The 25,598-nt window shown below is 61.6% G+C and carries 21 protein-coding genes; 11 read left to right on the top strand and 10 right to left on the bottom strand.

Features of this window, described 5'->3' with window-relative positions:
• Positions 1-104: 104 nt before the first annotated feature.
• Positions 105-1,709 (top strand): flavin-containing monooxygenase, encoded by a 1,605-nt coding sequence (locus tag EGO55_RS06500; protein ID WP_021690872.1) that lies wholly within the window; start codon positions 105-107, stop codon positions 1,707-1,709.
• Positions 1,710-1,842: 133 nt separating this feature from the next.
• Positions 1,843-3,219 (top strand): aromatic ring-hydroxylating oxygenase subunit alpha, encoded by a 1,377-nt coding sequence (locus tag EGO55_RS06495; protein WP_021690873.1) that lies wholly within the window; start codon positions 1,843-1,845, stop codon positions 3,217-3,219.
• Between the two features lie 90 nt (positions 3,220-3,309).
• Here the strand turns inward: EGO55_RS06495 and EGO55_RS06490 are convergent, their stop codons facing one another.
• Both EGO55_RS06490 and EGO55_RS06485 read right to left on the bottom strand, forming a co-directional pair.
• Complete coding sequence (locus EGO55_RS06490; RefSeq protein WP_021690874.1) at positions 3,310-4,320, bottom strand: sensor domain-containing diguanylate cyclase; 1,011 nt, start codon at positions 4,318-4,320, stop codon at positions 3,310-3,312.
• Positions 4,313-4,552 (bottom strand): hypothetical protein, encoded by a 240-nt coding sequence (locus EGO55_RS06485; RefSeq protein WP_021690875.1) that lies wholly within the window; start codon positions 4,550-4,552, stop codon positions 4,313-4,315. Before EGO55_RS06485 ends, EGO55_RS06490 begins: the two co-directional genes overlap by 8 nt.
• A 381-nt stretch (positions 4,553-4,933) precedes the next feature.
• Between EGO55_RS06485 and EGO55_RS06480 the strand changes: the two genes are divergently transcribed.
• Complete coding sequence (locus EGO55_RS06480) at positions 4,934-5,371, top strand: c-type cytochrome (protein ID WP_021690876.1); 438 nt, start codon at positions 4,934-4,936, stop codon at positions 5,369-5,371.
• A gap of 180 nt (positions 5,372-5,551) precedes the next feature.
• A complete protein-coding gene (locus tag EGO55_RS06475) occupies positions 5,552-6,874 on the top strand; it encodes a L,D-transpeptidase family protein (protein ID WP_021690877.1) in 1,323 nt (440 codons plus the stop codon).
• 88 nt (positions 6,875-6,962) lie between these two features.
• Here the strand turns inward: EGO55_RS06475 and EGO55_RS06470 are convergent, their stop codons facing one another.
• Complete coding sequence (locus EGO55_RS06470) at positions 6,963-7,829, bottom strand: outer membrane protein (RefSeq protein ID WP_021690878.1); 867 nt, start codon at positions 7,827-7,829, stop codon at positions 6,963-6,965.
• A 187-nt stretch (positions 7,830-8,016) separates the two neighbouring features.
• Here EGO55_RS06470 and EGO55_RS06465 point away from each other — a divergent pair, with 187 nt between their 5' ends.
• Together EGO55_RS06465 and EGO55_RS06460 are read left to right on the top strand one after the other, a co-directional pair.
• The gene (locus EGO55_RS06465; protein ID WP_021690879.1) at positions 8,017-8,250 is read left to right on the top strand and encodes a hypothetical protein; all 234 of its coding nucleotides are present in this window, start codon (positions 8,017-8,019) and stop codon (positions 8,248-8,250) included.
• Positions 8,251-8,406: 156 nt separating this feature from the next.
• Entirely contained in the window at positions 8,407-10,584 is a 2,178-nt protein-coding gene (locus EGO55_RS06460; protein ID WP_040716362.1) for a TonB-dependent receptor, read from the top strand.
• A gap of 60 nt (positions 10,585-10,644) precedes the next feature.
• Here EGO55_RS06460 and EGO55_RS06455 read toward each other — a convergent pair whose 3' ends face one another.
• From EGO55_RS06455 to EGO55_RS06430, 6 genes are all read right to left on the bottom strand, one after another.
• Positions 10,645-11,268: a hypothetical protein gene (locus tag EGO55_RS06455; protein WP_021690881.1), complete on the bottom strand. Its 624-nt coding sequence runs from the start codon at positions 11,266-11,268 to the stop codon at positions 10,645-10,647.
• Positions 11,269-11,315: 47 nt separating this feature from the next.
• Entirely contained in the window at positions 11,316-12,185 is an 870-nt protein-coding gene (locus tag EGO55_RS06450) for an LLM class F420-dependent oxidoreductase (RefSeq protein ID WP_021690882.1), read from the bottom strand.
• 157 nt (positions 12,186-12,342) lie between these two features.
• Positions 12,343-13,929: a DUF4139 domain-containing protein gene (locus tag EGO55_RS06445; protein ID WP_124916740.1), complete on the bottom strand. Its 1,587-nt coding sequence runs from the start codon at positions 13,927-13,929 to the stop codon at positions 12,343-12,345.
• Between the two features lie 10 nt (positions 13,930-13,939).
• Complete coding sequence (locus tag EGO55_RS06440) at positions 13,940-15,433, bottom strand: DUF4139 domain-containing protein (RefSeq protein WP_021690884.1); 1,494 nt, start codon at positions 15,431-15,433, stop codon at positions 13,940-13,942.
• 259 nt (positions 15,434-15,692) lie between these two features.
• Positions 15,693-17,189 carry an autotransporter family protein gene (locus EGO55_RS06435; protein ID WP_161566032.1) on the bottom strand — a complete coding sequence of 499 codons (1,497 nt, stop codon included), beginning with the start codon at positions 17,187-17,189 and terminating at the stop codon, positions 15,693-15,695.
• 2 nt (positions 17,190-17,191) lie between these two features.
• The gene (locus EGO55_RS06430) at positions 17,192-18,964 is read right to left on the bottom strand and encodes a beta strand repeat-containing protein (RefSeq protein ID WP_124916738.1); all 1,773 of its coding nucleotides are present in this window, start codon (positions 18,962-18,964) and stop codon (positions 17,192-17,194) included.
• A 552-nt stretch (positions 18,965-19,516) separates the two neighbouring features.
• Here EGO55_RS06430 and EGO55_RS06425 point away from each other — a divergent pair.
• Positions 19,517-20,368, top strand: a complete 852-nt coding sequence (locus EGO55_RS06425; protein WP_021690886.1) for a Coq4 family protein — start codon at positions 19,517-19,519, stop codon at positions 20,366-20,368.
• 68 nt (positions 20,369-20,436) lie between these two features.
• On the opposite strand, the gene EGO55_RS06420 is transcribed toward EGO55_RS06425, so the two are convergent.
• Positions 20,437-20,979, bottom strand: coding sequence for a TetR/AcrR family transcriptional regulator (locus EGO55_RS06420; RefSeq protein ID WP_052023722.1), 543 nt, complete (start codon positions 20,977-20,979; stop codon positions 20,437-20,439).
• A gap of 300 nt (positions 20,980-21,279) precedes the next feature.
• Here EGO55_RS06420 and EGO55_RS06415 point away from each other — a divergent pair, with 300 nt between their 5' ends.
• From EGO55_RS06415 to EGO55_RS06400, 4 genes are all read left to right on the top strand, one after another.
• Positions 21,280-22,506 (top strand): CaiB/BaiF CoA transferase family protein, encoded by a 1,227-nt coding sequence (locus EGO55_RS06415; protein WP_021690888.1) that lies wholly within the window; start codon positions 21,280-21,282, stop codon positions 22,504-22,506.
• A gap of 75 nt (positions 22,507-22,581) precedes the next feature.
• On the top strand, positions 22,582-23,049 hold the full coding sequence (locus EGO55_RS06410) for a MaoC family dehydratase (RefSeq protein ID WP_021690889.1): 468 nt from the start codon (positions 22,582-22,584) through the stop codon (positions 23,047-23,049).
• Between the two features lie 4 nt (positions 23,050-23,053).
• Positions 23,054-24,529 (top strand): aldehyde dehydrogenase, encoded by a 1,476-nt coding sequence (locus EGO55_RS06405; protein ID WP_021690890.1) that lies wholly within the window; start codon positions 23,054-23,056, stop codon positions 24,527-24,529.
• A gap of 11 nt (positions 24,530-24,540) precedes the next feature.
• Positions 24,541-25,596: an alcohol dehydrogenase gene (locus EGO55_RS06400; protein ID WP_021690891.1), complete on the top strand. Its 1,056-nt coding sequence runs from the start codon at positions 24,541-24,543 to the stop codon at positions 25,594-25,596.
• The last annotated feature ends 2 nt before the right edge of the window (positions 25,597-25,598 follow it).

The following is a 25,598-nucleotide window of genomic DNA, read 5'->3' as shown; positions in this document are numbered from 1 at the left end:
GTAATCCGTTTGCATGATGACTACCCCGCCGCGCCAGTCACAGGTACTGTGTGCCAAGCGCCTGCTCTTGCGGGCGAAATGCATAACGGACCGGGAGATGATGCGTGTCGGGCAATGTCACGGAAGAATTGGATATCTGCATTATTGGCGCGGGATTTTCCGGTCTTTACGCAACATACCGCCTGAAGAACGATTATAACGTGGTGTGCCTGGAGGCTGGTTCGGGTGTGGGGGGCACGTGGTTCTGGAACCGCTATCCCGGCGCCCGGGTCGATATCCAGAGCGTCGAATATTCCTACGGCTTCGACGAGGAACTGCAGCAGGAATGGCAGTGGCCCGAGTACTTCTCCGATCAGCCTGAACTGGAACGCTATGCCAACCATGTGGCGGATCGTTTCGATCTGCGTGGCCATATCCGGCTGTCTACGGTGGTCACGCACATGCGTTTCGATGAAACGGCCAATCGCTGGCATGTCCACACGGACAAGGGCGATCATTTCCTGTGCCGCTATGTCATCGCGGCGACGGGCAGCCTTTCCGCCGCGAACAGCCCGGACTGGCCGGATCGCGATCTGTTCCGGGGGGACATCTACCATACCACCCAATGGCCGCGCGAAGGGCTGGACCTGTCGGGCAAACGGGTGGGCCTGATCGGCACCGGCTCCACCGGGATTCAGGCCGCGCCGATCCTCGCGCAGCAGGCAGAACACCTTACCGTGTTCCAGCGCACGCCGACGTTTTCCATGCCATCCGGCAATCGGCCGCTGGACCGCGCGTACGAACGCGAATGGAAACAGGATTACGCCAATCGCCGCAAGCAGATGCTCGATACCTACGGGGCGTCCCTGATCGCATATACGGATGTTTCGGCGCTCGATTGCACGCCGGAGGAGCAGGACCGGATTCTGGAGGAAGCGTGGACCTCGCAAAAGGCGTCGCAGCTTCTCGTGGCATTTGTGGATGTCATGACCGATCCGGCAGCCAACGCGGTGGTGGCGGAATTCGTGCGTCGGAAGATCCGCACGATTGTGAAAGACCCGGAAACCGCGGAATTGCTTTGCCCCAAAACCTATCCGATCGGGGGGAAGCGGCTGTGTATCGATAACGGCTATTACGAGATGTACAATCGCGACAATGTGACGCTGGTCGATGTCCGGTCATCGCCGATCGTCGCTTATACGCCGACCGGCCTGCGGACGCAGGATGCCAGCTACGATCTCGATGTGATTGTGACCGCGACGGGTTTCGATGCGATCACCGGTGCCATGACGCGGATCGATATCGAAGGCGTGGATCAGCAGAAGCTGACAGACAAGTGGGCGCATGGCCCGACCACCTATCTCGGCGCGATGGTGGCCGGTTTTCCCAACCTGTTCATGATCCACGGCCCGATGACCCCGGCGGCGCAGGCGCAGATGATCACCACCGGGGAATGGCTGGTCGATTGGACGGCCGGTATCATCGATGCGCTGGAGCGCGATGGCTATGCGCGGATCGATACCACCGAACAGGCGGAGAAGGTCTGGGCAGACGAAGTCGACACCGTTTCGCAGTACACGCTCCACCGGCAGGCGGCGTCGTGGTACAACGGCAAGAATATCGAAGGGAAAGACACCGGCTTCATGATCTATGTCGCCGGATTTCCCCGCTTTGCGCAGTTCTGCACAGAGGCGGTGGCGAACGGCTTTGAAGGGTTCGTCCGGTCCTGAAAGAAACAGCCACCCCTGCCTGATGGACAGCCCCCTTGCTGAGCGGGGGCATGGTGAGGCAGGGTGTATCCGCATGAAGGAACACTCACGATGTTCCGGGCATGGGGCACCATGCCGCAGAGGAGAGCATAGAATGCCGCAGGAGAGGGGACCAGTACCGCGTTGTCCGGGGCCATCGACACGGGATATCCTGACCAGCGATCCGGTTCCCGCACCCGCCCTGCTCGATGAAAGCGGCGTGGATTTCCTTGGCGAGGCCGACTTGCCGATGGACGCCTATCTGAGCGAGGCCTTCCACCGGGAAGAAATCGACAAGGTCTGGAAGCGGACCTGGCAAATGGCGGCCCGCACGGAAGTGCTGCGCGAGGCGGGCAGTTGCATCGTTTATGATATTGGCGATGCATCCGCGCTTGTCGTCAGGGGCCGGGATGGCGGCCTGCGGGCCTTCGTTAACAGTTGCCCGCATCGCGGGACGCGGTTGTTCGATGCCGATGGCAAGACCTTGCGGATTCGCTGCCCGTTTCACGGGTTGAGCTGGACGCTGGATGGCAAGGTCGACAAGTGGCCTGGATCGTGGGATTTCCGCCATGTCGATCCCGAAGATTTCGCGCTGGATGCGATCGCCGTGGCGGAATGGAACGGGTTCGTCTTCATCAATTTCGCGGCCGATGCGATCCCGCTGGCGGACTATCTGGAAGATCTGCCAGCCCATTTCGCGCGTTGGCCGCTCGATCAGCGCTATACCGCCGCGCACGTCTCCAAAGTCATGGACTGCAACTGGAAGATCGCGCTCGAAGCGTTTCTGGAAACGTTCCATGTCGTCGGGCTGCATCCGGAATCGTTGCCGTTTTTCGGAGATGCCAGTTCACAATACGATGTGTGGGAAGGGCAGCGCCATTATTCGCGCATGATCAATCCCAGCGGGGTGATCAGCCCGCATCTCAGTACGGAGCCGGCACCGGAACGCGTGCTGGCGGCTGCGGCGCGGTTCGGCCTGTGCAGCGGCGATCCACTGGAGCAGGGGGAAACGCCGCGCGGGCGCATCGCGGGGGATATCCTGCGGCTCAACAAGGAGCGTCTTGGCGTTGACCTGTCGCACTACAGCACTTCGGAACTGGTCGATGTGATCGAATATTACCTGTTCCCCAATCTGGTGCTGTTCGGCGGGTTCAATTCGCCGCTGACCTATCGGGCGCGGCCCTGTGGCGATGATCCCAACCGATGCCTGTTCGAGGTCTGGCTGCTGCTGCCGTTCGCGGAGGGAGCTACGCCACCGCCGCCTGCGCCGTTACGTGCGCTAGGGCCGGATGAACGGTTCAGCGATGTGCCGGAACTGAGTTATTTCGGCCCGGTGATCGATCAGGATGCCGATGCCATGCCGCTGGTGCAAAGGGGTATGCGCAGCAGTCGCAAGCGGGCGATCACGCTAGGCAATTATCAGGAAATCCGTATCCGCCATATGCGCCAGACGCTGAACGCCTATCTGGGCCGGCCTATCGCCCCGGCCTGATCCGCGCGGGATATTCGGGTACCGCTACCGGAGGCAGATACCTTTTACAGGCCCACTGCGGGGATGTGCGATGCAAACGCTTCCCCACGTTTACTCTGCGGTCACCGCCGTGGTTTCGGCCGCGCTGGCTGAGCGGGTGCAGTTTCGCCCGCTGTTCTTGGCCTCGTAAAGCTGTGCGTCAGCGGCAGAAATCCAGTCATCCACGCCCGTGATCGAAGGATCAAGCAGCGTCACCCCAAGGCTGACGGTCACCCGCAACCGCGTATTCCCGGGAATATCAAAAGGGCAGGCCTCGATCGTGGCGCGTAACCGCTCCGCTGCGAACAGGGCTTCCGCACTGTCCACATTGGGGAGAAGCACGGCGAACTCTTCGCCTCCCAGCCGCCCGAAGGAATCGCTGGGGCGCATGTGCGCACCGCATAGGGCCGAGAGCTGGCGCAACACCTCGTCCCCTGCCGGATGGCCGTGGCGGTCGTTGATGTTCTTGAAGTGATCCACGTCGAGCACGATCAGCGCCGCTGGATCGTTGTGATGGATATAGCGTGCGAATTCGGTTTCGACCTGCTCCACAAAGCCGCGCCGGGTGAGTGCCCCTGTCAGATGATCGCGCCGGGCGATTAGGCGCAGCTCCATCTCGTTGGTCACGATATGCGCCAGGCTGGTGAGGATCGCTATCTCTTCATCGCTGAATGTGCGCGGCTGCGTATCGATGGCGCAGAGCGCGCCGACATTATATCCGTCAGGCGTTTGCAGCGGGATGCCCGCATAGCTGCGAATATGCGGGTCATCCTGAACCAGCGGGCTGTCCGTGAAGCGGTGATCGAGAAGGGCGTCGGACACGATCAGGGGTTCGCGTTGCTGGATCGTGTGGGTACAGAAGGACACTGATCGCGGTGTCTCCTGCGCGCTCAGGCCGCTACGCGCCTTGAACCACTGCCGTTCGCTATCGACCAGTGTCACTGTCGCAATCGGAACGCCCAACACGGTGCGAACCAGATTGACGATCTTCTCGAAAGGTTCTTCCGCAACGGTATCCAGCACGCGCAACCGGTTGAGCGCGGCGATCCGTCCTTCCTCGTCGTGCAACGTGGGATCAGGCATGGGACTTTCCTTGGACGATAGCCTGCATCGCAGCGGTCAATTCCACTCTGTAACTCTCCGTGAGCTGCCAAACGCTCATCTCTACAATAGCCTCATCAACCCCGGCGGCCCGCAAACTGATGGCGAGGGCAGTCAGGTGCTTGTGATGTCGCCGCACGCTGTCATGCAACTCCGGCGGTAATGCCGATTCGCTCGGTATCAGGTGCAGGCAGTTCTGCGGAATGTCAGGCATGCGCGACCCGGGTTTCCAGATTGCTGTTTAAAAACATCCCCGTCCTTTATGACCCGCAGCAACTGCAAAGTGTCATCATGAGTAATTCGAGGCGTGAAACGACGCACATTGCCCATCTTGCCGACGTTTGCAGCCGATAGGTGCGTTCCCCTTGGCACTGTAATTTTCGTGCGTAAAGTTGAAATTTGTAACCTGCGGATATGGTGGAGTATTAGTCTGTGCGATGCGGATTATACGGTAAGCTCCACTGCTGTTATTCGGTAATATTTTCCATTACTTCAAGGGTCTATCTGTTTTTGGAATGGCCTTCGGAAGACTCCTCCCCGCGCGAACGCATCGGCGCGGCGCGGGGCAAAGCCTGTCAGGAGGAGAGTGGCCTGCATGCTGCGGTCTCGACCCGGCCATATCTGCGGGTTAAGGGGCGCGATGTTCTGGCGCTGGTTTCCCATGTTCTTCCTGATGGCCGTGGCTGGTGCGGGATCGCTTGCTTCGGTGAAGGCGGCTGAACCGGCCCACCGGATTGAGGCAGGCAGGAAGCTGTTTATTCGATGCGCCGCATGCCATTCGGTCAATCCCGACGATCGCCGCACAGGGCCGCATCTGAACGGGATCGTTGGCCGTCCGGTGGCTGCATTGCCGGGCTATCGCTATAGCGACGCGTTGCGGGCGAAAACGTTCTTGTGGGACGAAAAGCAGTTGGACCTGCTGCTGCAGAACCCGCAGGCGATCGTACCGGGCCTGTGCCTGCCGTTTCGCGGGCTCGCCCGGCTTGAGGATCGCCAGGCGCTGATTGCCTATCTGCGGCAGGCTGCGCGCTGAAGGGGGCATTGTCCCGCACAGGGGGCGCTGCCTCGGGCTGGCCAATCGGCAACAGGACATAATAATATTGAACAGCTTGGCAGTCATATAGCTTCAATTCAGATTCTTGCGTTATGCTGGTCGCCCCAATGCGTGCCCGAGACACGAAGGCGGCGCAACGCTGCTGAGGAGGTAGACAAAGTGGACAATCGCCAGATTTCATCCCTTGCCATCGGCGTTCTTGGCGCGCTTGCGCTTGGCAGCGCTGCTCCGGCGATGGCGCGCAAGGAGGCCGCCGCACCGGTGGCCAGCGCCGCGATGCAGGCCGCTGTCGCCGGCATGCCGCAATCTGCCGAGGTCCAGAGTTTCTACAGCCGTTGGCAAGGCCCGGCATGGTTCAGCGATGGCGGACATGCTGCCACGGAACTTGCGGGTATATTGCGCCGCGCCCCGCTTGACGGGTTTGCATCGGGGCCTGCGCTGGCTGGGCAGGTGGAACAGGCGGCAAAGACGGCGGCTACAGGCAGCAAAGCCGATGCGGCGGCTGCGGAACGGATCCTGTCCGCGGCATGGGTTGCCTACGTGGAGGCAATCCGGCAGCCATCGCGCAATGTGACTTATGGCTATGCCACGCTGGCGCCCAAGGCGGCCAAGGCTGACGAGGTCTTGAAGGCGGCGGCTGCGGCCCCTTCGTTACGGCAATATCTGACGGATGTTTCGGCGATCAATCCGATGTACGCAGAACTTCGCGACGCCGCGTGGAAACAGGCGCAGGCTTCCGGTGGTGCCGGGGTGCCCGACCGGCGCATTCTCGCCAATCTGGATCGGCTGCGTTCCTTGCCCGCCGCATCAGGCCGGTTTGCGCTGGTGAACGTCGCAACCCAGCGGCTGGAAATGTACGAGAATGGCCGTCAGGTCGATTCCATGAAGGTCATCGTCGGCACAAATCAGTATGAAACGCCGATGATCGCCAGCGTGATCTATTACACCACCTTCAATCCTTACTGGAATGTCCCCGATCATCTGGTGCGCAAGACGATCGTGCCCAATGTGCTGACCCAGGGGCAGGCCTATCTGAAAAGCCGCGGCTATCAGGTGATGTCGGACTGGTCGGCCAACGCCACGGTTGTGCCCAACGATCAGGTGGACTGGAAGGCGGTTGCCGACGGGCGGGTGAAAATCCGCGTACGCCAGCTTCCCGGGCCGCAGAACTCCATGGGCAACATGAAGTTCTCCTTCGCGAACGGGCTCGATATCTATCTGCACGATACACCGTCCAAGGCGCTGTTTGCCAAGGATCAACGCAATCTCAGCAATGGTTGCGTCAGGCTGGAGGATGCCCGCCGGTTCGGGCGCTGGCTGCTTGGCCGGGAACCTGTGGCGCCGTCGCAGGAACCCGAGCAGTTCGTGCAATTGCCGCAGGGGGTGCCGATCTATGTCACCTATCTGACCGCGCGGCACGTGAACGGGCAAATTGCCTATACGCCGGATATCTACGGATGGGACACGCGCGGTTCGTCCTGATCCGGGCGCACGCGTTCGGGCGCTGACACAAAAAGGGCGAGGCCGCCAAGCCTCGCCCTTTCTTTTGGGCTAACGATAAGCCGCAGTGTTATCCGCGTTCAGGCGCCGGAGGCGGCGGAGGCGGAAGCGGGCACGACCCGCCAACCGAAATAACCGTACCATCCGGGCAGACCTGCGTCGCCGGGGGCGGCGGCGGAGGCGGCGGGGGTGGCGGCGGCGGAGGTGGCGGCGGCGGCGGAGCCGAAGCGCCACCGAAGTTGTACGTCAGGCTTGCCAGAATGCTGTGTGTCCGCAGCTTGGCATCGGTGTCTATATCCACCAGTCCAACGTTGCTGCCCCCGTCAATCTGGCCGTCAAAATTGAGGCGGCCAGTGTTGAAGTAGCGATACTTCAGGCCGAGATCGACGTTCTCGCTCAGGGCATAGCGAACGCCGGCAATAAGCTGCCATGCCCACGCATTGTCCTTGTCGTCGAACATTTTGACGCGGGCCCGGCCCACGCCGCCACCGGCGTAGAAGCTAAGCCCGTCCTGATTGCCGAAATCACCGAGCACGTTGATCATGCCGGACAACACGCTGGTGCGGTTGCTGAGGTCGAAATCGTGCGGATGATACGGTCCGGTATCGGGCAGACCGAGATCGGTAGCCAAGGCAGGGCTGAAATCGATGCTCTTGGTTTTCAGGCGCTTGTAAGCGACTTCCGCTTCTGCACGGATGACCCCGAAGTCGTAACCGGCAATGACGTCGGCTTCCCAACCAGGTTTTTTGTGCCTGGCGGTGACGCCGTTGTTGTAGGAATCGTACACCTCTCCATCATCGAGGAGATCGATATCGAAATTGGTCTTTTGCCCGAAAACGGCCCCCCCTTCGATTCCAATGTACGGCTGGCCGTCACGGGCCAGCGCTGGCGTAGATAGAGTTGCAGCTGCTGCCGCGGCGAGAATGACTCTGCGCATGCACTTTCTCCTTCCTTACCCATCCGGATTTTGGGCATGATTGGAACCCCAGCACTACGTCAAAGTTCCGCCTATACTGATTTAAATGATTTTTGTTGCTTAACGGACACACTTGGCGACGCCATCCGGAACAGGGGTTTTGAGACAAATTGTCACGTAATGACAGGTTGTTGCTGAAGGCGGGGTGGTGGCCGCCTATCATCCGCGCCAGTCGGACGCTGTTGAAACGGTGAAAGACGCGATGGAAATCGTCAGGCCCGAATTTGAAATAATCTCGCGCGTGGAAATGAAATTAATTCATAGAAAAGACATTTTTGCGGTCGAACAAATTCATTTTTCGATCGGTGATATTCAATACATATCGACATTGTTCGTGATTTGGCGTTATCTGACGGAAATTGTTCACGCATTACCTGCATGATGAGATGGCGATCCGGGGTGATAACCGGCCAGGTGAGGAGAGGGTGCGATGTACAGATTGGCGTGCGTGCGCGCGGCTTTGGCCGCAACAGTGTGTTTTTCTTGCTATATACCAGTGTCTTATGCGCAATCTTCGGCGGCCGGGGGCAGTCCGGGGGTGTCCGCCGATGGGGATATCATCGTTACCGCCCGCAGGCAGGAAGAAAAACTGCAACGGGTTCCGATCGCGATCACGGTGATCGATGATCGCGCGCTGGCCCGCGGCAATCTCACCAGCATGAAAGACGTGCAATATCTTACCCCGTCGCTGAGCGTGAGCACGAACAACACGCGCAATACCGATAACTATTCCTTGCGCGGGATCGGTACGACCTTTGGCACGGACCCGGCGGTTGTCGCCTACTTTGCCGAAGTGCCCTTGCCGGGCGGCGGCGGTGGCGCGGGGAACCTTTTCGATCTTGCCAATGTGCAGGTTCTGAATGGGCCGCAAGGCACGCTTTTTGGCCGCAACACTACGGGCGGTGCGGTCTTGTTCGAGCCGAAGCGCCCGACTTACCGGTTTGAGGGTTCGCTGCAGGTCGGTTACGGCAATCATGACAATTTCGAACAGCAGGCGATCGTCAATATCCCGGTCGTGCCGGGGGTTCTGGCGATCCGTGCCGGGATCAGCCACCGGCAGCGCGACGGTTTTACCAAAGACGTCATCACCGGCCGCGATTACGACAATATTAATTATCTCGCCGCGCGTTTTTCCGTGCTGTTCACGCCCGGCGATTCCTTCGAAAACTACACGGTCGTCAGCTATCTCGACCGGAAGGAACATGGCGGCAGTTCGCAGCTCCATCTGATCAATCCGGGCTTTTACGGCAATGTGTTCGATTCCGTTGTGGCGCAGCAGAAAGCCTGGGGGCCGCGGCGCGTGGCCTATAACGGGCAACAGGCGGACAGGCAGGAAATCCTGATGGTCGCCAACCAGACCCGGATCGACCTGACGCCTGACATCACGCTCAAGAATATCATCAGTTATTCCACGTTCCGGAACGATGCCCGGATCGATGTCGACGGATCGTTGATCCCCGGCATCCAGTATTACCCGACCGGTCTGCCCGGCGGGTTGCAGAACAACGGCACGCCCGCGTTCAACCAGTTCACCGAGGAACTGCAACTCTCCGGCAAAACGCTGAACGACATGCTCGATTGGACAGTAGGGGCCTATTACCAGCGCAACACCCCGAAGAAGAACCTGACAGCCCAGGAACTGGCGATTTTCGGCGCGCCGACCGTGCATTTCTCGCAAGGGGACAAATTGACCAGCAAGGCCGCCTATGTGCAGGCAACACTCGATTTCGGGGCGTTTTCCCCTTCGTTGCAGGGGTTGAAGCTGACGGGGGGCATCCGCCGCACGCATGACCGGCGCAAGGACTATGCGGATCGTTACTATCCCGATCTGCCGGGGCAGCCCTGCGAATATGTGCCCGCCACCTATCCGAACTGCCGCTATGATTTCCCTGCCCGCTCTTTCAAGGCCACGACTTATACCCTTGGCCTCAATTACCAGATCAGCGAGGCGACCATGCTCTACGCAACGGCGCGGCGTGGTTTCAAGAGCGGCGGGTTCAACCTGCCTGCGGTGCCTTCCGAAGGGTTTGCCTCGTTCGGCCCCGAAACGGTCGACGATATCGAAATCGGCGCGAAGACCAGAACCACATTGGGTGGCATGCCGCTGAATGCGTCGGTTGCGGTGTTCCGGGACAAGTTCAAGGATATCCAGCGTGCCTTGCTGTTCCCGTCGGGAACCAGTTTTGCGCTCTATCTCGTCAATGCCTCCAGCGCGACGATCAAGGGTTTCGAAACGCAGGTGGATATCAACCCCACGCCCGAATTGAAGCTGGGCGCCCGCTATTCCTATCTCGATTCCAAATACGGCACTTTCATCGATCCGGTTTCGCAGGCCAGTTACACCGGCCTGTCACTGCCTTACACGCCGAAACACAAGCTGACCTTGATGGCCGGGTATAACAAGGATCTGGGCAATGCCGGCACGATCGAGCTTGGCGCGACCTGGTCATACCAGAGCAGCTATCGCAATCTCGATGCCTTTGACCCGGATATCGTCGTCAAGGGGTACAGCCTGCTTTCGCTTAACGCGGGCTGGAACGGGATCATGGGCAGCGATTTCGATCTGAGCCTCTATGCCACGAATGTCACCAACAAGCTCTATCGCGTGGGTGGCGGCAACTATTACAACTCGCTCGGGTTCACCACGTCGATCTATGGCGAACCGCGTATGGTCGGTGCGCGGCTGACCTATCACTTCGGTGGCGCAGCGGATTGACGGCCCGGCTGGGTATCGGGGTGTTGCAGGCGATGCAGCACCCCGGACCCGGCGGATATCTCAGTTGGGCGCAGGCAGACAGGTGCGTGGGCCGGTATCGGTGGCTGCGCGGGCTTTCTCGTTCTGCCCGGCACCCGGTGCGGTGATCGCCATGATGCAGGGTGCTTTGCCATCTAGGGCGATGGTCAGCAGATAGCGGGTCGGTTTTTCCGGTTTTTCCGGATCTTCCACCAGCGCATAGCGCAGGATTACCGTGTCCGGCTCCACGGTGTTGCCGCTGCGCAGGCCGCGCCATTCGATCGTATCGCCAATGCTGCTGAAGCCGCCGCTCCTGGCCGCAGGGGAAAAATCGACATCCTGTCGGGAACCGTCGGGGGCCACGATCGCCACGGTTTCGCGCAGATCGCTCTCGTTCACTCTGAGCCCGTATCCGCCCACGCCGGGGCATTCGGATACCGAGTACGCTTCGTCCGCGTTCAGTTCGACCACCTTGCAACTGTCGAGTTTGGTATATTGCGATGTGCGCCCGGCGGCCGGGTTGGTGGTGTCAGCGTTGCCTTGCGTGGGTGCAGCGGGGCCTTGTGCGGACGCGCCCGGCGCGGCTTCGCGGCCTTCATCGGCGGGTTCGGACGAACAGGCCACGGCCAGCAGCGACAGGGCGGCAATCGTCAGGGTGCGTTTCACGGCGCGATTCTCCTTCCTACGCTCCGGGATTGCCGCCAACTGGCGGTTCAGGAACAATGCGCGATGATATCGTCCGCGTAGCGTTTGATGCTGTCCTTCTTCTGTTCGAGCGTTGTCGGCCCTTCGTAATACATCAGCCACGGCGTGCCGATGATATGGGTGACCCCTTCGTCTTCCAGGCGGCGCAGGCCGTCGGGATCGCCTACGTCCATCGGGGTGGCCATGACATCGAACGGCAGATGATCGCGCCCCACATCCTTGCGCATGGCGCGGATCTGGCGAATGCTGTCCACGATATCCGCTGCGGGTTGCAGATCGGACAGCCAGCCATCGCCCAGATGCGCGGCGCGGCGCAGCGCGGGGCCCGAAATGCCGCCGACCCAGATGGGCACATGGCCTGTGGGGCGCGGGTTCGCCTCGACCTTGTCGAACTGGTAGTACTTGCCGTCGTAGCTGACGTAATCGCCCGTCCACAGCAGACGCATGATTTCGATCATTTCGTCGCAGCGCTTGCCGCGCGTGTGGAAATCCTGCCCCAGAAGGCCGAATTCATCCTTCGACCAGCCCACACCGATAGTCAGCACCTGGCGGTTGTTCGAGACGTTGGAAATGGTCGCAATCGCCTTGGCCACCTGAAACGGATTGCGCATCGGCAGCACGAAGGCGTTGGTGGTGAAACGGATCGTTTTGGTCGCCGCTGCAAGGGCGCCCATCATCACCAGCTGATCCGGCCATTCGGTGAATTCGGGCCAGCGCCGCGCGCCATCGGCCGTATAGGGATAGGGCGTGGTCAGTGTCTGCGGATTGGCGACATGGTCGGACATCGTCACCATAGCCCAGCCTGAGTCTTCGGCCGTCAGGGCGATCTCTGGAATTTCGGCCACTGGCGTCATGAAGGTCGAGAGGGCAAATTTCACGGAAACAGGCTCCTTGTGTTTATCGGATGCTGGGGGCGCTCCACGGGCCGGTGCGATGCCGACCGTCCCATCGGGCCATCATGTCACGAGGGCCCGCGTCAGGGCAAGTGCGGCGGTACGGCGCGAACAGGGCGCGGGCGGCCCTGATTGTTCGCCGTCAGGGCAAGGCGTGCAGGCGATAACGCAGCGTGGCCGTGCCGTTCGCGGGGATGCGCGCGCGCCACTTTTGCTGGCCTTCGTGTTTTTCAATCCGGCCGGAGATTTTCTCGAACCGGTAATTTTCGGACATGCGCAGCGGTGCCTCGAACTGGATGGGCCAGGGGTTGGCGTTGCTGACAACGACTTCGTATTCGTCATAGCCCTTACGTTCGCCAACCTGCTGCACATCGATGTGCACCTGTGTCGCATCGCCCGTATCGATATCGACGGTCTGGCCGATCGCACTATCGCGTATCACGCCTTCGCCCGACAGGACGGGCGTGCCCGTGACAGGCTGGAACACCACCACCTGCCCGGCAGGCAAGGCCCGGCCCAGGCCATCTTCCTTGCGATTGCGCAGGCGCAGCGTCTGGCGCACGTCACCGGCGTTAGTGCCATCGAGAGGGGCGATGTAGATCGGCTCCAGCTTCACATCCGCCACCTGAAACAGCGCGACCTGTTTCTGCCCCATCGCGGCGACGGTTGTCGGCACCGGCACGCGATAGAGCTTCAGATCGCCCAGTTCTTCCTCGATAACGGTCACGGCCAGTGGCGCATCCATGACGGTAACGGCCCGGCGCTGCGCGGTGACGATGATTTCGCTCATGACGGGCGCTGGCATCGGCGCCATCGGCATGGGAATGGGCGGTTCGGCCACGGGCCGGAAGTAACAGTGGAACGACAACGTCTGGCCGCGATCCGGCGACCCGGCCGCCTCGTCCTCGCGGTTGACCTCACCCCCCACGACAGAGGTTTCCGCACCGGGGAAGCTGGTTACATCGCTGCTGGCCAGTGTCACCCACGCCAGAATATCGGCCTTGCGCCCGTCTTCGTGCATCTGGATGACATAGTTGCCTTGCCAGTCGAACCCCCAAGCCAGATAGGACAGCGACAGGGTGACGGTTTCCGCCCTGTCCGCATCGGTTGCCACGGATAGCGTGGGCTTTGCCGAAAGATCGGCAGGAACATCGCCAAACAGGATTTCGTCCTGCAGGCCGCAATTGGCCGCTTCAAATCCGCTGCGCGTCTGGAGAATGGCGGAGCCGGCAAGCCCCGACCGGATGATCGCCGGTTCTTCGCGCACTGTGCCGCTGGCGGGATCGGTGCGGCGCAAGGTGACAGGGCGGCCGAAACTGCGCGCGAAAAGATTGCCGGGCGAAAGCAGATCGGCATCGAGGTTCTTTTCCCGCACCCCCTTGGGCAGGCCGGTGACAATCGCGCTTTCCGGCAACATGCCCGCCGCCACCCCTTCGAAACGCAGGATCGCCTTGCCTTGCGGGATCGTGACCGTGCGGGTTTCGGTGACCAGCGCGTAGCCGCCCAGCCATTGCAGGTCCATGTTCTCATCCGGGCTGCGATCGGGAGCGCGGTAGATCGTCACGTGGACCGCATCCGGCGCGGGCGATGTCACGGCATCCTGCGCCTGTGCCGGGCCACCCAGCCACGGCATGCCTGCGGCCAGCAGCAGTGCGATGAACAGCCGCACTCTGCGCCGCACCGGCATTCCGGCATGGGGCGTTCTGGCGATGGATCGGGGCGGGATCACCCGGAGCGCCTCAGTAAACGGTATCGAACTGTGCGGTCAGCGTGACTTCGCCATTGGCGGGCACATCGACCAGCCACACGCGTTCGTCGCGCGATCGCTGCGTGCCCTTGTGGCTTTCCGAAGGGACGCGGACATCCCAGTACCAATAGTTGTCCAGCCCGGCCTGCACCACTTCGACCTTGACCGGTTCGGGGCGGGCGTTGGAGATCAGATAGCTCATCGATGTGCGGTAATAGGTGCGCGCGCGGCTGTATTCGACCTCGTGCGTTTCCTTGCCGTCAACGGTCACGCGATAACGGCCCGCGCGGACCCATTCGTCCGATGGGATTTCTTCCCGCTTGGTCACAATGGGCTTCACTTTGACGTCGAATGCCTCACCCGTCTTGATCGCCATGCCCGATCCCATCGGCGTGTGGTCGATGCTGTTTTCGCCGATGAACTGCGGTTGGCCCTGTTTGTCGCGCATATACACGCGGATGATTCCGGCGGGCAGGGCATCGCCCAGGCCACCCTCCCGCGAGGAGGAGAAGCGCAGCACTGTGTCCACGCTCTGCGGGTCATCGCTGCTCCCCATCCAGCCATTGCGGTAATAGTATCCCTTGCTGGCCGGGACATCGGATACGTTGAGGAAACTGACCTGTTTCTGCTGGGCATTGGCGACAGTGGTCCGCCCGTCGATGGGATAGACGTAATAATCGCCCAGCCGCTCGCGATCGGCGGATTGCGTGCCTGCGCTGTTGCCGGATGGGCGGCCGCCGCGCGAATTTCGCGGGTTATAGCTGTTGTAATCGTTTGCCCCGCCGGGATTACCCGCCACCAGCAGTACGCGCGCATTGGGGAAGGTGGTGCCGCTGGAATTGGTCAGCGTGATCCAGCCTTGCATGTCGAGCTTGCCCGCAGCCTCATCGAACAGGGCGACATAGTCTGCCTTCCAGCCGAAACTGCGCGACAGATAGTTGAGCGTCACCGGGCGTGTGCCCGCGCGCGTGGTATCGAGCGAAACCGACAGCGTGGGACTGGCCCGCAGATTGGGCGGCAGGCTGGAGAAGACGATCCGCGCGCCGTAATTCTGGAGGATCTCGATGCGGTTGCCGATGCGTAGCACCGTGCCCGCATTGTTCGCCAGAACCGTCGCTTCCTCGGTGGTTTCGGCGCCGGTCGCGGGATTGGTGCGAATGATCAGCACCTTCTGGCCCACGGCCTTGTCCATCAACTTGGCGGGTGTCAGCAGGTCGTAATCGAAATTCTGCTCGATTATGCCGGTGCCCTGCGCGGACAGCGTGACCGTTTCCGGGCGGATCGCTGCGGAAACATCGGGGAATTCCTGCCGTGACCGGCCGATGGCCAGATTCATCTGGCGGGTATCCTGTATCAGCGCCTGATCGTTGTTGTAGATCGTGATCGCCACGTCACCTTGCGCGGATTGGCCCTGCGCGGATTGTGCGAATGCCCCGGACGGCAAGGTGAGAGCCAAGGAGCCCAGTGCGAGCAGTGCCGATCTCATGCGTTATTCCCCTGATTGCAATGCGCATTTAAGGGGGCGAAAGCTTAACGTTTCATGGATGCGCCGGATGGTGGGAGCATCTGCGTGGTGATGGGGGTGTGGATAGGCCCGGTCTACGTGCGTCGGTGATGTGGGCAGGGCCTGAACAGGATAGGCCGGGCCGAATGCGCGTGGGCCGATGCGGCCGCGGTACCGGAAATGCAAACGGGACCGGGACACCAGCCAAAGGCTGACGCACCGGTCCCGCAAAAGACAAGGATCAGAAGCTGAACTTGATCCGTGCGTTCACGCCGTTCTGCGAGGTGCCGTCCCCGAACTGGCCGAAGTAGCCAAGCCCGAAGGTCGAACCCTTCGACAGTGCGATATCGAACCCGGCTTCAACCAGAACCGCATCCTTGGCGATGGCGACGCCATCGACGGAGAAGGCGCTGCTGCCGGTGAAGGCCTGCACCGATTCCGGCACGATATCACCGAAGGCGTGGCGCCAGCCCAGCGCACCGCGCAGGGAGGCCCCATTGCCGCCGACTTTCAGCGGTGCGGAAGCGCGCAGACCCAGCGAGGTGAAGGTCGTGCTGGTGGTGCCGCTCTTTACGTTGAGAGCGCCGAGCCCGCCGTCCTCGCTGAACGACTTGGAATGCAGGCTGACATGCGTCAGGCCACCGAACGGCGTAAGCGAAGCCGAACCGAGCGCGATATCGTAGCTCAGTTCACCGAAGGCCTGCAGCGTGCGCGCCTTGTAATCGCTTTCGAAGCTGCCGTTGAACCCGGCGAACGCCACCGAACGGTCAAGATCCACGCTGTGCCATGTGTGGCTCAGCCCGGCGCGCAGACCCAGCGGGCCCCACTTCTTGCCAGTGTAGATGCCGAGGTGCACGTTGTCGCTGTCAGCCGAAGCGCTGCGGCGCTTCATCTTCAGGTCGCTCTGGCTGTAACCGGCCGCGAGGCCGAGACGCCAGCCCGACAGGTCCACGTCCACACCCGCAATAACACCGCCGGTCGAGGTCTTCAGGCTTCCGGCATTGCTGTCGGCGCCATGATCGATCCACGAACCGAACCCGGAAATCCACGCAGCCGTGTTGGCTTCGCCATCGGCGTTCACATCATCCCGCAGGCGGGCGTTGATCGCGTCGGTGGTGAGATGCGCACTTTCGATCAGACCGGTCTTGACCGAGGCGTAACTGTCGCCCGCGAGCTGTTCGAATGCGCTGCGTGCCTGGGCCAGCGAGGTTTGGAACGCGATCGTATTGTACAGCGCCAGCGACGAACCCGACTGGGTCAGGCTGTCCAGTGCCGCCGCTGCTGCAAACTGGTTGCCGCTGGTGGCGGCCGACTGGAATGCATTGGCGGGGATGGAAACGGTCAGGTCCACCGTGTTGGCCGTGTAGGCGAGCGAGGTTTTCAGGAAGACCGAGCTGGTCGACAGCGAACCGAAGGTGCCATCAACGCCGCCTTCCGCGCTCAGGATCGTGTAGGTCTGAGCCTGCTTGTAGCTCTTGCTCAGGTCGAGCGCGGTAACCGTAACCGCACCGCCCTCCAGCGTTGCGATACCGCCTGCGGCGATACGATCGGCGTGGCCGGCCCCATCGATTTCCACTTCGTAGACCGAATCCGCACCGAAGGTCGCATTGCCGCCAACCACGACGAGGCCGATCGAGTTGCCCGGGCTGCCAATGCCCTGAAGGTTCAGGTCGCCGCCGATGACGACATTGCCGCCAAGCTTCGACTCTTCATCGACAGTGGCATTGCCCTGCACCACGATCAGGTTGGCTGCCGGGGGAATAAGGTCTTCAAGCGCGGGCGTGATCGAGGGGGGCAGGGGCGGTTGGGGGCATCGGGCACGCCGCCCAGGCTGCCACCGGAGAGCGACGAGCCGTTGTTGAGGTTCAGATCCCCCCCGATGGTGCCGCCAGCCGGGCTGAAGCCGAACGTGGTGTCATCACCGGTGAGATCGCCGGCGATATTCGTGCCAGGGGCGAAGTCCACCGTCGATCCAGGCTGTGCGGTCACACCTGCAACACCGTCGACCCGGCCTTCGAACTGCGCAGCTGCTCCGATGGTCAACAGCGTCTTGCCAGTCCCCTTGGGGTCGGTGTCGATGATGTTACCCTTGGTGTTCGAACCGTCGGCAAGCGTGAGCTGGAGCGTGCCGTCTGCGCCGTTGCCGGTGCGGGCGACCTGTACCAGGGTGCCGTTGTTGGCGGTGGCAACAGTGCCCGCGCCAAACGTCAGGCTGGCCAGATCGGTTGCACCCGTCAGTTGCACGTAGGCCGTGGGGGCATCGACGCTGGTCAGCGTCACGTCCTGAAGCGTGATCGTGCCCGTGCCGAAAATGGCCAGAGCGGGGGAATCGTCACCACTGGCGCTGATGCTGCCGCCGGTGATGGCAATCTTGCCGCCTGCCGACACAAATGCGCCAGGGGCCGTCGCACCGGTGGTTTCGATGACAGTGTCGGTCACCGTGATAATCCCGCCCGTGCCCGCAAAGTCATTGTTGGCGACAAGACCGGCGGCGTTGGCACCCGAGGTCTTGATCTGCGACCCGGTGAGCGTGATCGTGGAATTGGTTTCGGCCTGTGCGCCGAAACTGTACGCGCCGCTGGTGGTCACGTTCACGGTGCCGTCGATCGCGCCCCGGCCGATGGCGTGCAGGCCATAGGCGGCGGTGCCCGATGTGGTGATCGAACCGCCGGTGAAGTGGATCGCGCCGCCTGTCAGGCCAGCATCCTGTTGGGCGCTGGTCTGCGCGCCATGGGCGTTGAGGCCTGAGGTGGTGATTACTGCGGAGGAATTGATGGTGGAATCGTCATCCGCCAGCAGGCCGTAGGCGCGTTCGCCTGCAGTGGTGATCGTGCCGCCATTCACGGTGATCGTGCTGCCATCGGTGGCATAGGCGCCGAAGGTCCAGGCGGCGGCGGTGGAAATGTCCACGTCCGTGGCGATGATGGTGCCGCCTACCTCGCCGAGAACATCGTTGCTGGCGCGCAGACCATGGGCGGCGGCCCCTGTGGTGGTGATGGAACCACCGGTCAGCGTGATTGTGGAATAGGTTTCAGCGAGAGCGCCGAGGCCCTCGGAGCCGCTGGTTTCAATCATGACGGCGCCTTCGATCGAAGTGCCATCGACGGCGTGCAGGCCGAAGGATTTGTTGCCGGTCGTTTCGACCGATACATTCGCGCCGAGGACAATGCGCGAGAGGTCCTCGCCCGTCGGGCTGGAACCGTTGGCGCCGGACTGGATGCCGTGCGCGCGATCGCCCGTCGTGGTGACGGTCGTGTCTGAAACGGTGACTGTGGTGTCTTCGCCCGAGACGTTTTCGTAGACGAGGATGCCCCAGGCCCGTTTGTTGGGGCCGCTTGTCGCGGCGGTCACGGTGTTGCCGCTGAATGTCGATTCCGTTCCGCTCGCATCGCGGTGCGCCGCGCCATCCGTGGCGGTGTAAGGGTCGGCAAATGCGGAGATTGGGCAGAGCAGGGCAGTGGACATAGCTGTGGAGCCCAGAATCCGGGCCACGGTTTTATACGCGAATTGCATGAATTCCCCCAAGGAATTGTGAAATAAAAACTTGAAAATTTAATCAGTTATTTCTTATTTCGACCATTTCATTCTTCATTTCTGTAATGAAACAGAATTTCATTATCGCGTATTCCTGGTGGTGCAAGTTTAAAATTTCAATTTGGTGATAAAATATTGCAATAATGGTTCAATTTGAATGATTTATTCATAATCTCGTAAAATAACTTCGTGTAACAAAAGCTTTTTATGTGGATTCCTTTCAGATCGGGACCCATGTTTTATCCAATTGAAGACATACTATTTTATCCAGGGTGCGCTGGCTGGCGAGGCCGGGGCGTGCTTTCCCGGCAGTGCGGCGGTTAGGGGTTCCGCACTAACTCTCGCGTGTTTGGGCGGCGCCCCCCGAACGTTTCCGCATCGCCCCAGAATGCATTGCCCGTGGCGGGGCGAATCGCCCGCCATCCGTTTGCCGTTGACAGCGGATTTTATTTACGGCACGCAATGTCCTGTAAATTGCGGTCCGCATCACGGCGGGCGTAGGGGCAAGATCAACTGTCAGGAAGACCAACAATGCAGGATGTCATCGAACCTGAAGCGGTCACGAAGATCAGCGATAGCGAGGCCGATTATCTTCGTGGCGGCAAGGAGCCGTTGCGCAGCAGCGTTCTGACCAGCAATTCCGATTATCTCAACAATCCGCGCTTTCGTGATGTCTATGCCCAGATGGGGCTGAAGAAGGATGGGCACGATCTGCCCGCGGCCTATCTCATCCCCGATGTCAGCCGCGCCTTTGCCGAAGTGACCGACGGCGCGCGCCTGTTCGCGCTGTTGCATGACGAAAAGGCGCGCATTCCCGAATTCGCGGAATGGCTGGACGCGCGGTATACCAGCCGGTTCACCGCCGAAAACCTCAGCGGTTATGCCCCTGGGACACTGGGCGCGCGGATGCACGATTTCGTCGCGTCGAGTGGCATGGATATCGACTTCATGTTCCTGGGCGAAGCGGAGAACGATTACGACTATCTCAACAAGCGCCGCATCCAGAACCACGATATCGAACATATGGTGACGGGGCTGGACCCCAGCCCGGTGGGCGAAGTGGCGCTGATCGTCGCGCATACGGTGATGGCGTCGAACTATTTCTCCGAACCTTTCGCCAGCGAAGTGAACCGGTTCGGGATGTTCCTGACATCCACCGGGCTCATGCGGCTGGCCTGCCATTACGGCCATGTCGTCCCCGCCTATCTGGAAGGGATCGCGCGCGGGCGGGCGCTGGGCGAAAAACAGAAGCGGCCGCTGTTCATGGTCAGGTGGGAAGATTATCTCGACTGGACCATCGCCGATATTCGCGAGGAATTCCATTTCGAGGATGGCCCGGAAGAGGGGCACTGGACCTGGACGTTCGAAGCCAGCACGGGCTGAGCCCACGCCGGGCGGAACCCGTGGGGTTTTCAGGCAGCCGTCGCATCCTGCGGCGGCTGTGTGCGTTTTCAGGCCACGGGGTCGGCCAGCACGCCGTCTGTCACGATATGGCAGATGTCATCGACCATCCGATCATCGACCCCGAGATTGCTGAACAGCATGCGGTAGATGATCGTGCCGGTCATGATGTCGAACAGGGTATCGGCATCGGCGGTCTGGCGCGCGGTGCCGTTGGCTTTGGCCATGTCGACAATCGCCCGGAACTGGGCGCGGGATTCGTCTTCCAGCGGATCGTGCAGCGTGGGGCGCAGCGTGCTGTCCGCGAAAAAGGCGTTGAACAGGCCGATGGATGCCGCCCCCATCGCCGGGTCTTTGTAGCTGGAATAGAGCTGGTTGATCAGCGCGCGGACCTGTGCGCGAAACCCGTCTTCCGGCCGCGTCCGGGTAAAGCCGCCCTCCGTGCCGCGCAGCACATCCGCCGCGATATGGGCCTTGGTGGGCCAGCGGCGATAGATCGTGCCGCGGCTGACGCCGGTGGCCTGCGCCAACGCCTCGAATGTCAGTGCATCGTAGCCGCCCTGCGCGAGCAAGGTTCGCGCGGCGTCGAGCACCCTCGTAAACGTCTCTGGATTGCGCGGCCGCCCGCGGCTGCGTCTCAGAGATGTCTGTTCCTGCAAAAGGCGTCCTTTCTCGCGCGTTGGCCCCGCCCGGCAAGGGGCAGGCGCATGCGATAGCAGTGCTGCCCGTCGGGTCGTGCGCCGTCAATAGATGCAGCACGGCACGGTTCGCAATTCACCGATAAAATCCATAAATGAAGATTCATTGTTCACGATTGTGAATTTCTTGTTATGCAGTCGCCAAGGATGCGGGCACAAGTCCCGCACAGAGGGCATGGGTACAAGGAGAGGGACATGGGCCCGTTGCAAGGCATCAGGGTAATCGATCTGACTGCGGTACTGATGGGGCCATCCGCGTCCCAGGCGATGGGCGACATGGGCGCCACGATTATCAAGGTGGAGGCGCCCGAAGGGGATATCGTGCGGCAGATTCTGCCCGCGAAAAACCCTGGCATGGGGGCCATCTACCTTAACGCCAATCGCAACAAGCGGAGCATTTGCCTCGATCTCAAGCAGGCCTCGGGGCTTGCCGCGCTGAAAAGGATGGTCGCGGATGCCGATGTGTTGTTCTACAATATGCGGCCCGCCGCGATGGAACGGCTGGGGCTGGGGTACGAAACGATTGCCGCGATCAATCCGGCGATCATCTATGCCGGGGTGTTCGGGTTCGGGCAGGATGGGCCTTACGCCGCACGGCCCGCCTATGACGATCTGATTCAGGGTGCATCGGTAATGTCGCACCTGTTTGCCCGCGCCGGGGATGGCACGCCGCGCTATGTCCCTTCGGCGATTGCCGATCGCGTGGTCGGGATCACCGCGATGGGGCACGTCTGCGCCGCGCTGGTCCATCGCGAACGCACGGGAGAAGGACAGCGGGTCGACATTCCGATGTTCGAGACGATGACCAGCGTGGTGCTGGGCGATCATCTGGGCGGTTACACGTTCGATCCGCAGCATGGGGAAGGGGGCTATCCCCGGCAGCTTTCGCCCTATCGCCGGCCCTATCGCACGCAGGACGGCTATGTCTGCGCGCTGGTTTACAACGACAAGCAGTGGACCAGTTTCCTTGCAGCCATCGGGCAAAGCGATCTGCCCGAACGCGATCCCCGCTTTGCCAACTATGCCAGCCGTGCGGCGCATATCGATTTCGTCTATGCGGAACTGGAAAAGATGTTTCTGGATCGCACCACCGCGCAATGGATGGACTTGCTGGCGCGGGCGGATGTCCCGGCGATGCCGATGCACGATTTCGAATCCATACAGGAAGACCCGCATCTGAAGGCGGTCGGCTTTTTCCGCGAGGTCGAACACGAAACCGAAGGGCGCCTGCGCCTGATGGACATGCCCACCCGGTGGTCGCGTACGCCCGTGGAATTCACGCACCTGCCCCCGCGTCAGGGCGAACAGGGGCGCGAAATTCTGGGCGAATTCGGGTTCAGCGGCGCGGAGATCGCCGCGCTGGAGCGCGATCACGCATTGATCCTGCCGCCCCCTGCAAACGATGCCAGCAACGCGGCCTGATCGGAAGACTGGCCCGATGCCCGGTCACCGGGCATGACCCGGGCAAGAGCGTAAACACCAATACGGGGATAGCCCATGGCAGGTTTGTATTTTGATGAATTCCACACCGGGCAGGCGTTTCACCACCCCCTGTCGCGCACGGTGACGGAACACGACAATATTTCGTTCAGCCTGATGACGCACAATCCGCAGCCGCTGCATATCGACGCGCATTTCGCGGCGCAGACAGAGTTCGGGCAGCCGCTGTTCAACAGCATGTACACGCTGGCGATCCTTGTCGGCATGTCGGTGTACGACACCACGCTGGGCACCACGCTGGGCAATCTGGCGATGAATGATATCACATTCCCGCGCCCGGTTTTTGCAGGCGATACGCTGCGGGCCCATACCAAAGTGCTGTCGACCCGGCCGAGCAAATCGCGCCCGGGGCAGGGGATTGTCGAATTCGAGCACACGGCAAGCAATCAGAAGGGCGAAATCGTGGCGATCTGCCGCCGTACCGCGCTGATGATGGGGCGGCCGGAAAAACAAGGTGAGGAGTGAGAGGATGAGCGGGATCGTACGTCAGGATAAACTCTACATCGGCGGCGAATGGGTCGATCCGATCGATGGCGATGTGGTGCCGACGATCGATCCTTCGACGGGCGAACCCTGGGCCGAAGTGGCCTTTGGCGGGCCGAAGGATATCGATCGTGCGGTGGCCGCGGCGAAGGAGGCGTTCGAAGGGCCGTGGCGGCGCATGCCGGTGACCGAACGCGCCGCCCTGCTGCGCCGTTTCGCCGAAATCTACACCCGCCGCACCGAAGAACTGATCCAGCTGGAGGCGCGCGACAGCGGCCGGGCGATCCGCGAGGTGCGCGGCGACGTCGGCAATCATGCCAACTGGTTCTACTGGTTCGCTTCACTGGCGGACAAGATGGGCGGGCGCACGATCCCGTTTGACGAGAGCGTGCATATCTTCACCACCCGCCAGCCGGTGGGTGTGGTCGGCGGGATCACGCCATGGAACGTGCCGCTGCTCTCCACCGTGTGGAAGCTGGCCCCCGCGCTGGCCGCCGGATGCACTTTCGTGCACAAACCGGCCGAACAGACGCCGTTCACCGCGTTCGAACTGGCCCGCATGGGTGAAGAGGCCGGGTTGCCGCCGGGCGTGCTCAACACCGTGCCCGGCTATGGCCCAACCACGGGGGCGCATCTGGTCGGGCATCGGGATGTCGACAAGATCAGCTTCACCGGGGAAGGCCGCACCGCAGCGGAAATCCAGCGCGCCGGCGCCGGATCGCTCAAACGCTATTCCTTCGAACTGGGGGGCAAGTCGCCGCATATCCTGTTCGAGGATTGCGATCTCGAACAGGCGCTCAACGCGGCTACCGGCTCGGCCTTCGTGGTTTGCGGGCAAAGCTGCGCGCTGGGATCGCGGCTTTATGTCCACCGTTCGATCTATGGCCGGGTGGCGGAAGAAATCGCCCGCCGAGCAGGCACGATCCGGGTCGGCAATGCCATGGATGCAAATACCCAGATGGGGCCGCAATCGAGCATCGCGCAGTTGGAGAAGACACTCTCCTACATCGATATCGGCAAGCAGGAAGGGGCCACGCTGCTGGCGGGCGGATCGCGGATCGAGGAACTGGGCAAGGGCTACTACGTGCGCCCCACGGTGTTTGCCGATGTGACCAGCGACATGCGCATCGCGCGCGAGGAAATCTTCGGCCCGGTCGTTTCGCTGATCCCGTTCGATACGGAAGAGGAAGTCATCGCACTGGCCAACAACACCCGTTACGGGCTGGCCGCCGGGCTGTGGACCCGCGATTCCGCCCGGGCGCACCGGGTGGCGGCGCGGATCGATGCCGGGATCGTGTGGGTCAACACCTATCGCTTTATCCGCTGGTCGACCCCTTATGGCGGGTTCAAGGGCAGCGGTGTGGGCCGTGAAAACGGGGTGGAGGCGATGGACGCCTATCTCGAAACCAAGACAACCGTGATCAGCACGACCGGCGCTTTTGCCGATCCCTACGCAATCTGACGGAGGATGTGATGAAGACTTACAGCATTGTCGAATTCGGCGCGCCACTGGCGGAACGCGAAGTCCCGGTGCCCGCGGTGGAAGGCCGCGAAGTTCTGGTGAAGATGAAGGCGGCCGGCATGTGCCATTCGGACCTGCACATCTGGGAAGGCGGCTATGATCTGGGGCATGGCAAGAAGATTTCCATTGTCGACCGGGGCACCCCGCTGCCGTTCACCATGGGCCATGAAAATGCGGGCGAGGTGGTCGCGGTGGGCCCCGATGCGCAGGGCGAGGTTACAGTCGGGCAGAACTATGTCGTCTATCCGTGGATCGGTTGCCGCCAGTGCGAAACTTGCGCCAGCGGGTTCGAGAACATGTGCCTGCAACCGCGCCATATCGGTATCCACGAACAGGGCGGTTATGCCGAATATCTGTGGGTGCCCGATCCCAAGTACCTGATCCCTATCGGTGATCTCGATCCGGCCGCGATGGCGCCCTATGCCTGTTCCGGGCTGACGACCTTCAGCGCGATCCGCAAGCTGGGCGATGTGGTGCAGAGCAAGCCGATCGTGATTATCGGCGCGGGGGCGCTCGGGCTGATGGCGCTGCGCAACCTGCGCGCGATTGGCGCGAAAGGGGCGATCTCGCTGGATATCGATCCGGCCAAGCGCGAACTGGCGCTGGAAGCGGGCGCGATTGCGGCCTTCGATCCCAACGATGCGGATATCGTCGCCAAAGTGCACGCAGCCTGCGGCGGCACCTGCATGGCGGTGATCGATCTGGTCGGCAGCCCGCAGACCACGGCGATGGGCGTGGACATGCTGACCAAGGGCGGCAAGCTGGTGATGATCGGGATGTACGGCAATCTGGCCAACTTCCCGCTGGCCATGATTGTGCTCAAGGGGCTGACGATCATCGGCAGCCTGCTGGGCACGCTGGACGAACTGCACGAGCTGATCGGGCTGGTGCGTGCGGGCAAAGTCGCGCCGATCCCGCTCGAACGCCATCCGCTCGACTGCGCGAACCAGACCTTGCTGGAAATCCGCGACGGCAAGGTGCGCGGGCGCGCCGTGCTCTGTTCCTGATC

The organism is Caenibius tardaugens NBRC 16725 (genome assembly GCF_003860345.1).
GTDB classification, from domain to species: Bacteria; Pseudomonadota; Alphaproteobacteria; order Sphingomonadales; family Sphingomonadaceae; genus Caenibius; species Caenibius tardaugens.
The sequence above is the reverse complement of the archived record's forward strand: the minus strand, read 5'-3'. Positions and strand labels throughout refer to the sequence as shown.

Bases quoted from the DNA above. Each gene is read 5' to 3' on its own strand.
- EGO55_RS06400 (WP_021690891.1), top strand. From the start codon at position 24,541: ATGAAGACTTACAGCATTGTCGAATTCGGCGCGCCACTGGCGGAACGC.
- EGO55_RS06410 (WP_021690889.1), top strand. From the start codon at position 22,582: ATGGCAGGTTTGTATTTTGATGAATTCCACACCGGGCAGGCGTTTCAC.
- EGO55_RS06415 (WP_021690888.1), top strand. From the start codon at position 21,280: ATGGGCCCGTTGCAAGGCATCAGGGTAATCGATCTGACTGCGGTACTG.
- EGO55_RS06405 (WP_021690890.1), top strand. From the start codon at position 23,054: ATGAGCGGGATCGTACGTCAGGATAAACTCTACATCGGCGGCGAATGG.
- EGO55_RS06485 (WP_021690875.1), bottom strand. From the start codon at position 4,552: ATGCCTGACATTCCGCAGAACTGCCTGCACCTGATACCGAGCGAATCG.
- EGO55_RS06480 (WP_021690876.1), top strand. From the start codon at position 4,934: ATGCTGCGGTCTCGACCCGGCCATATCTGCGGGTTAAGGGGCGCGATG.
- EGO55_RS06495 (WP_021690873.1), top strand. From the start codon at position 1,843: ATGCCGCAGGAGAGGGGACCAGTACCGCGTTGTCCGGGGCCATCGACA.
- EGO55_RS06490 (WP_021690874.1), bottom strand. From the start codon at position 4,320: ATGCCTGATCCCACGTTGCACGACGAGGAAGGACGGATCGCCGCGCTC.
- EGO55_RS06470 (WP_021690878.1), bottom strand. From the start codon at position 7,829: ATGCGCAGAGTCATTCTCGCCGCGGCAGCAGCTGCAACTCTATCTACG.
- EGO55_RS06440 (WP_021690884.1), bottom strand. From the start codon at position 15,433: ATGAGATCGGCACTGCTCGCACTGGGCTCCTTGGCTCTCACCTTGCCG.
- EGO55_RS06425 (WP_021690886.1), top strand. From the start codon at position 19,517: ATGCAGGATGTCATCGAACCTGAAGCGGTCACGAAGATCAGCGATAGC.
- EGO55_RS06430 (WP_124916738.1), bottom strand. From the start codon at position 18,964: ATGCAATTCGCGTATAAAACCGTGGCCCGGATTCTGGGCTCCACAGCT.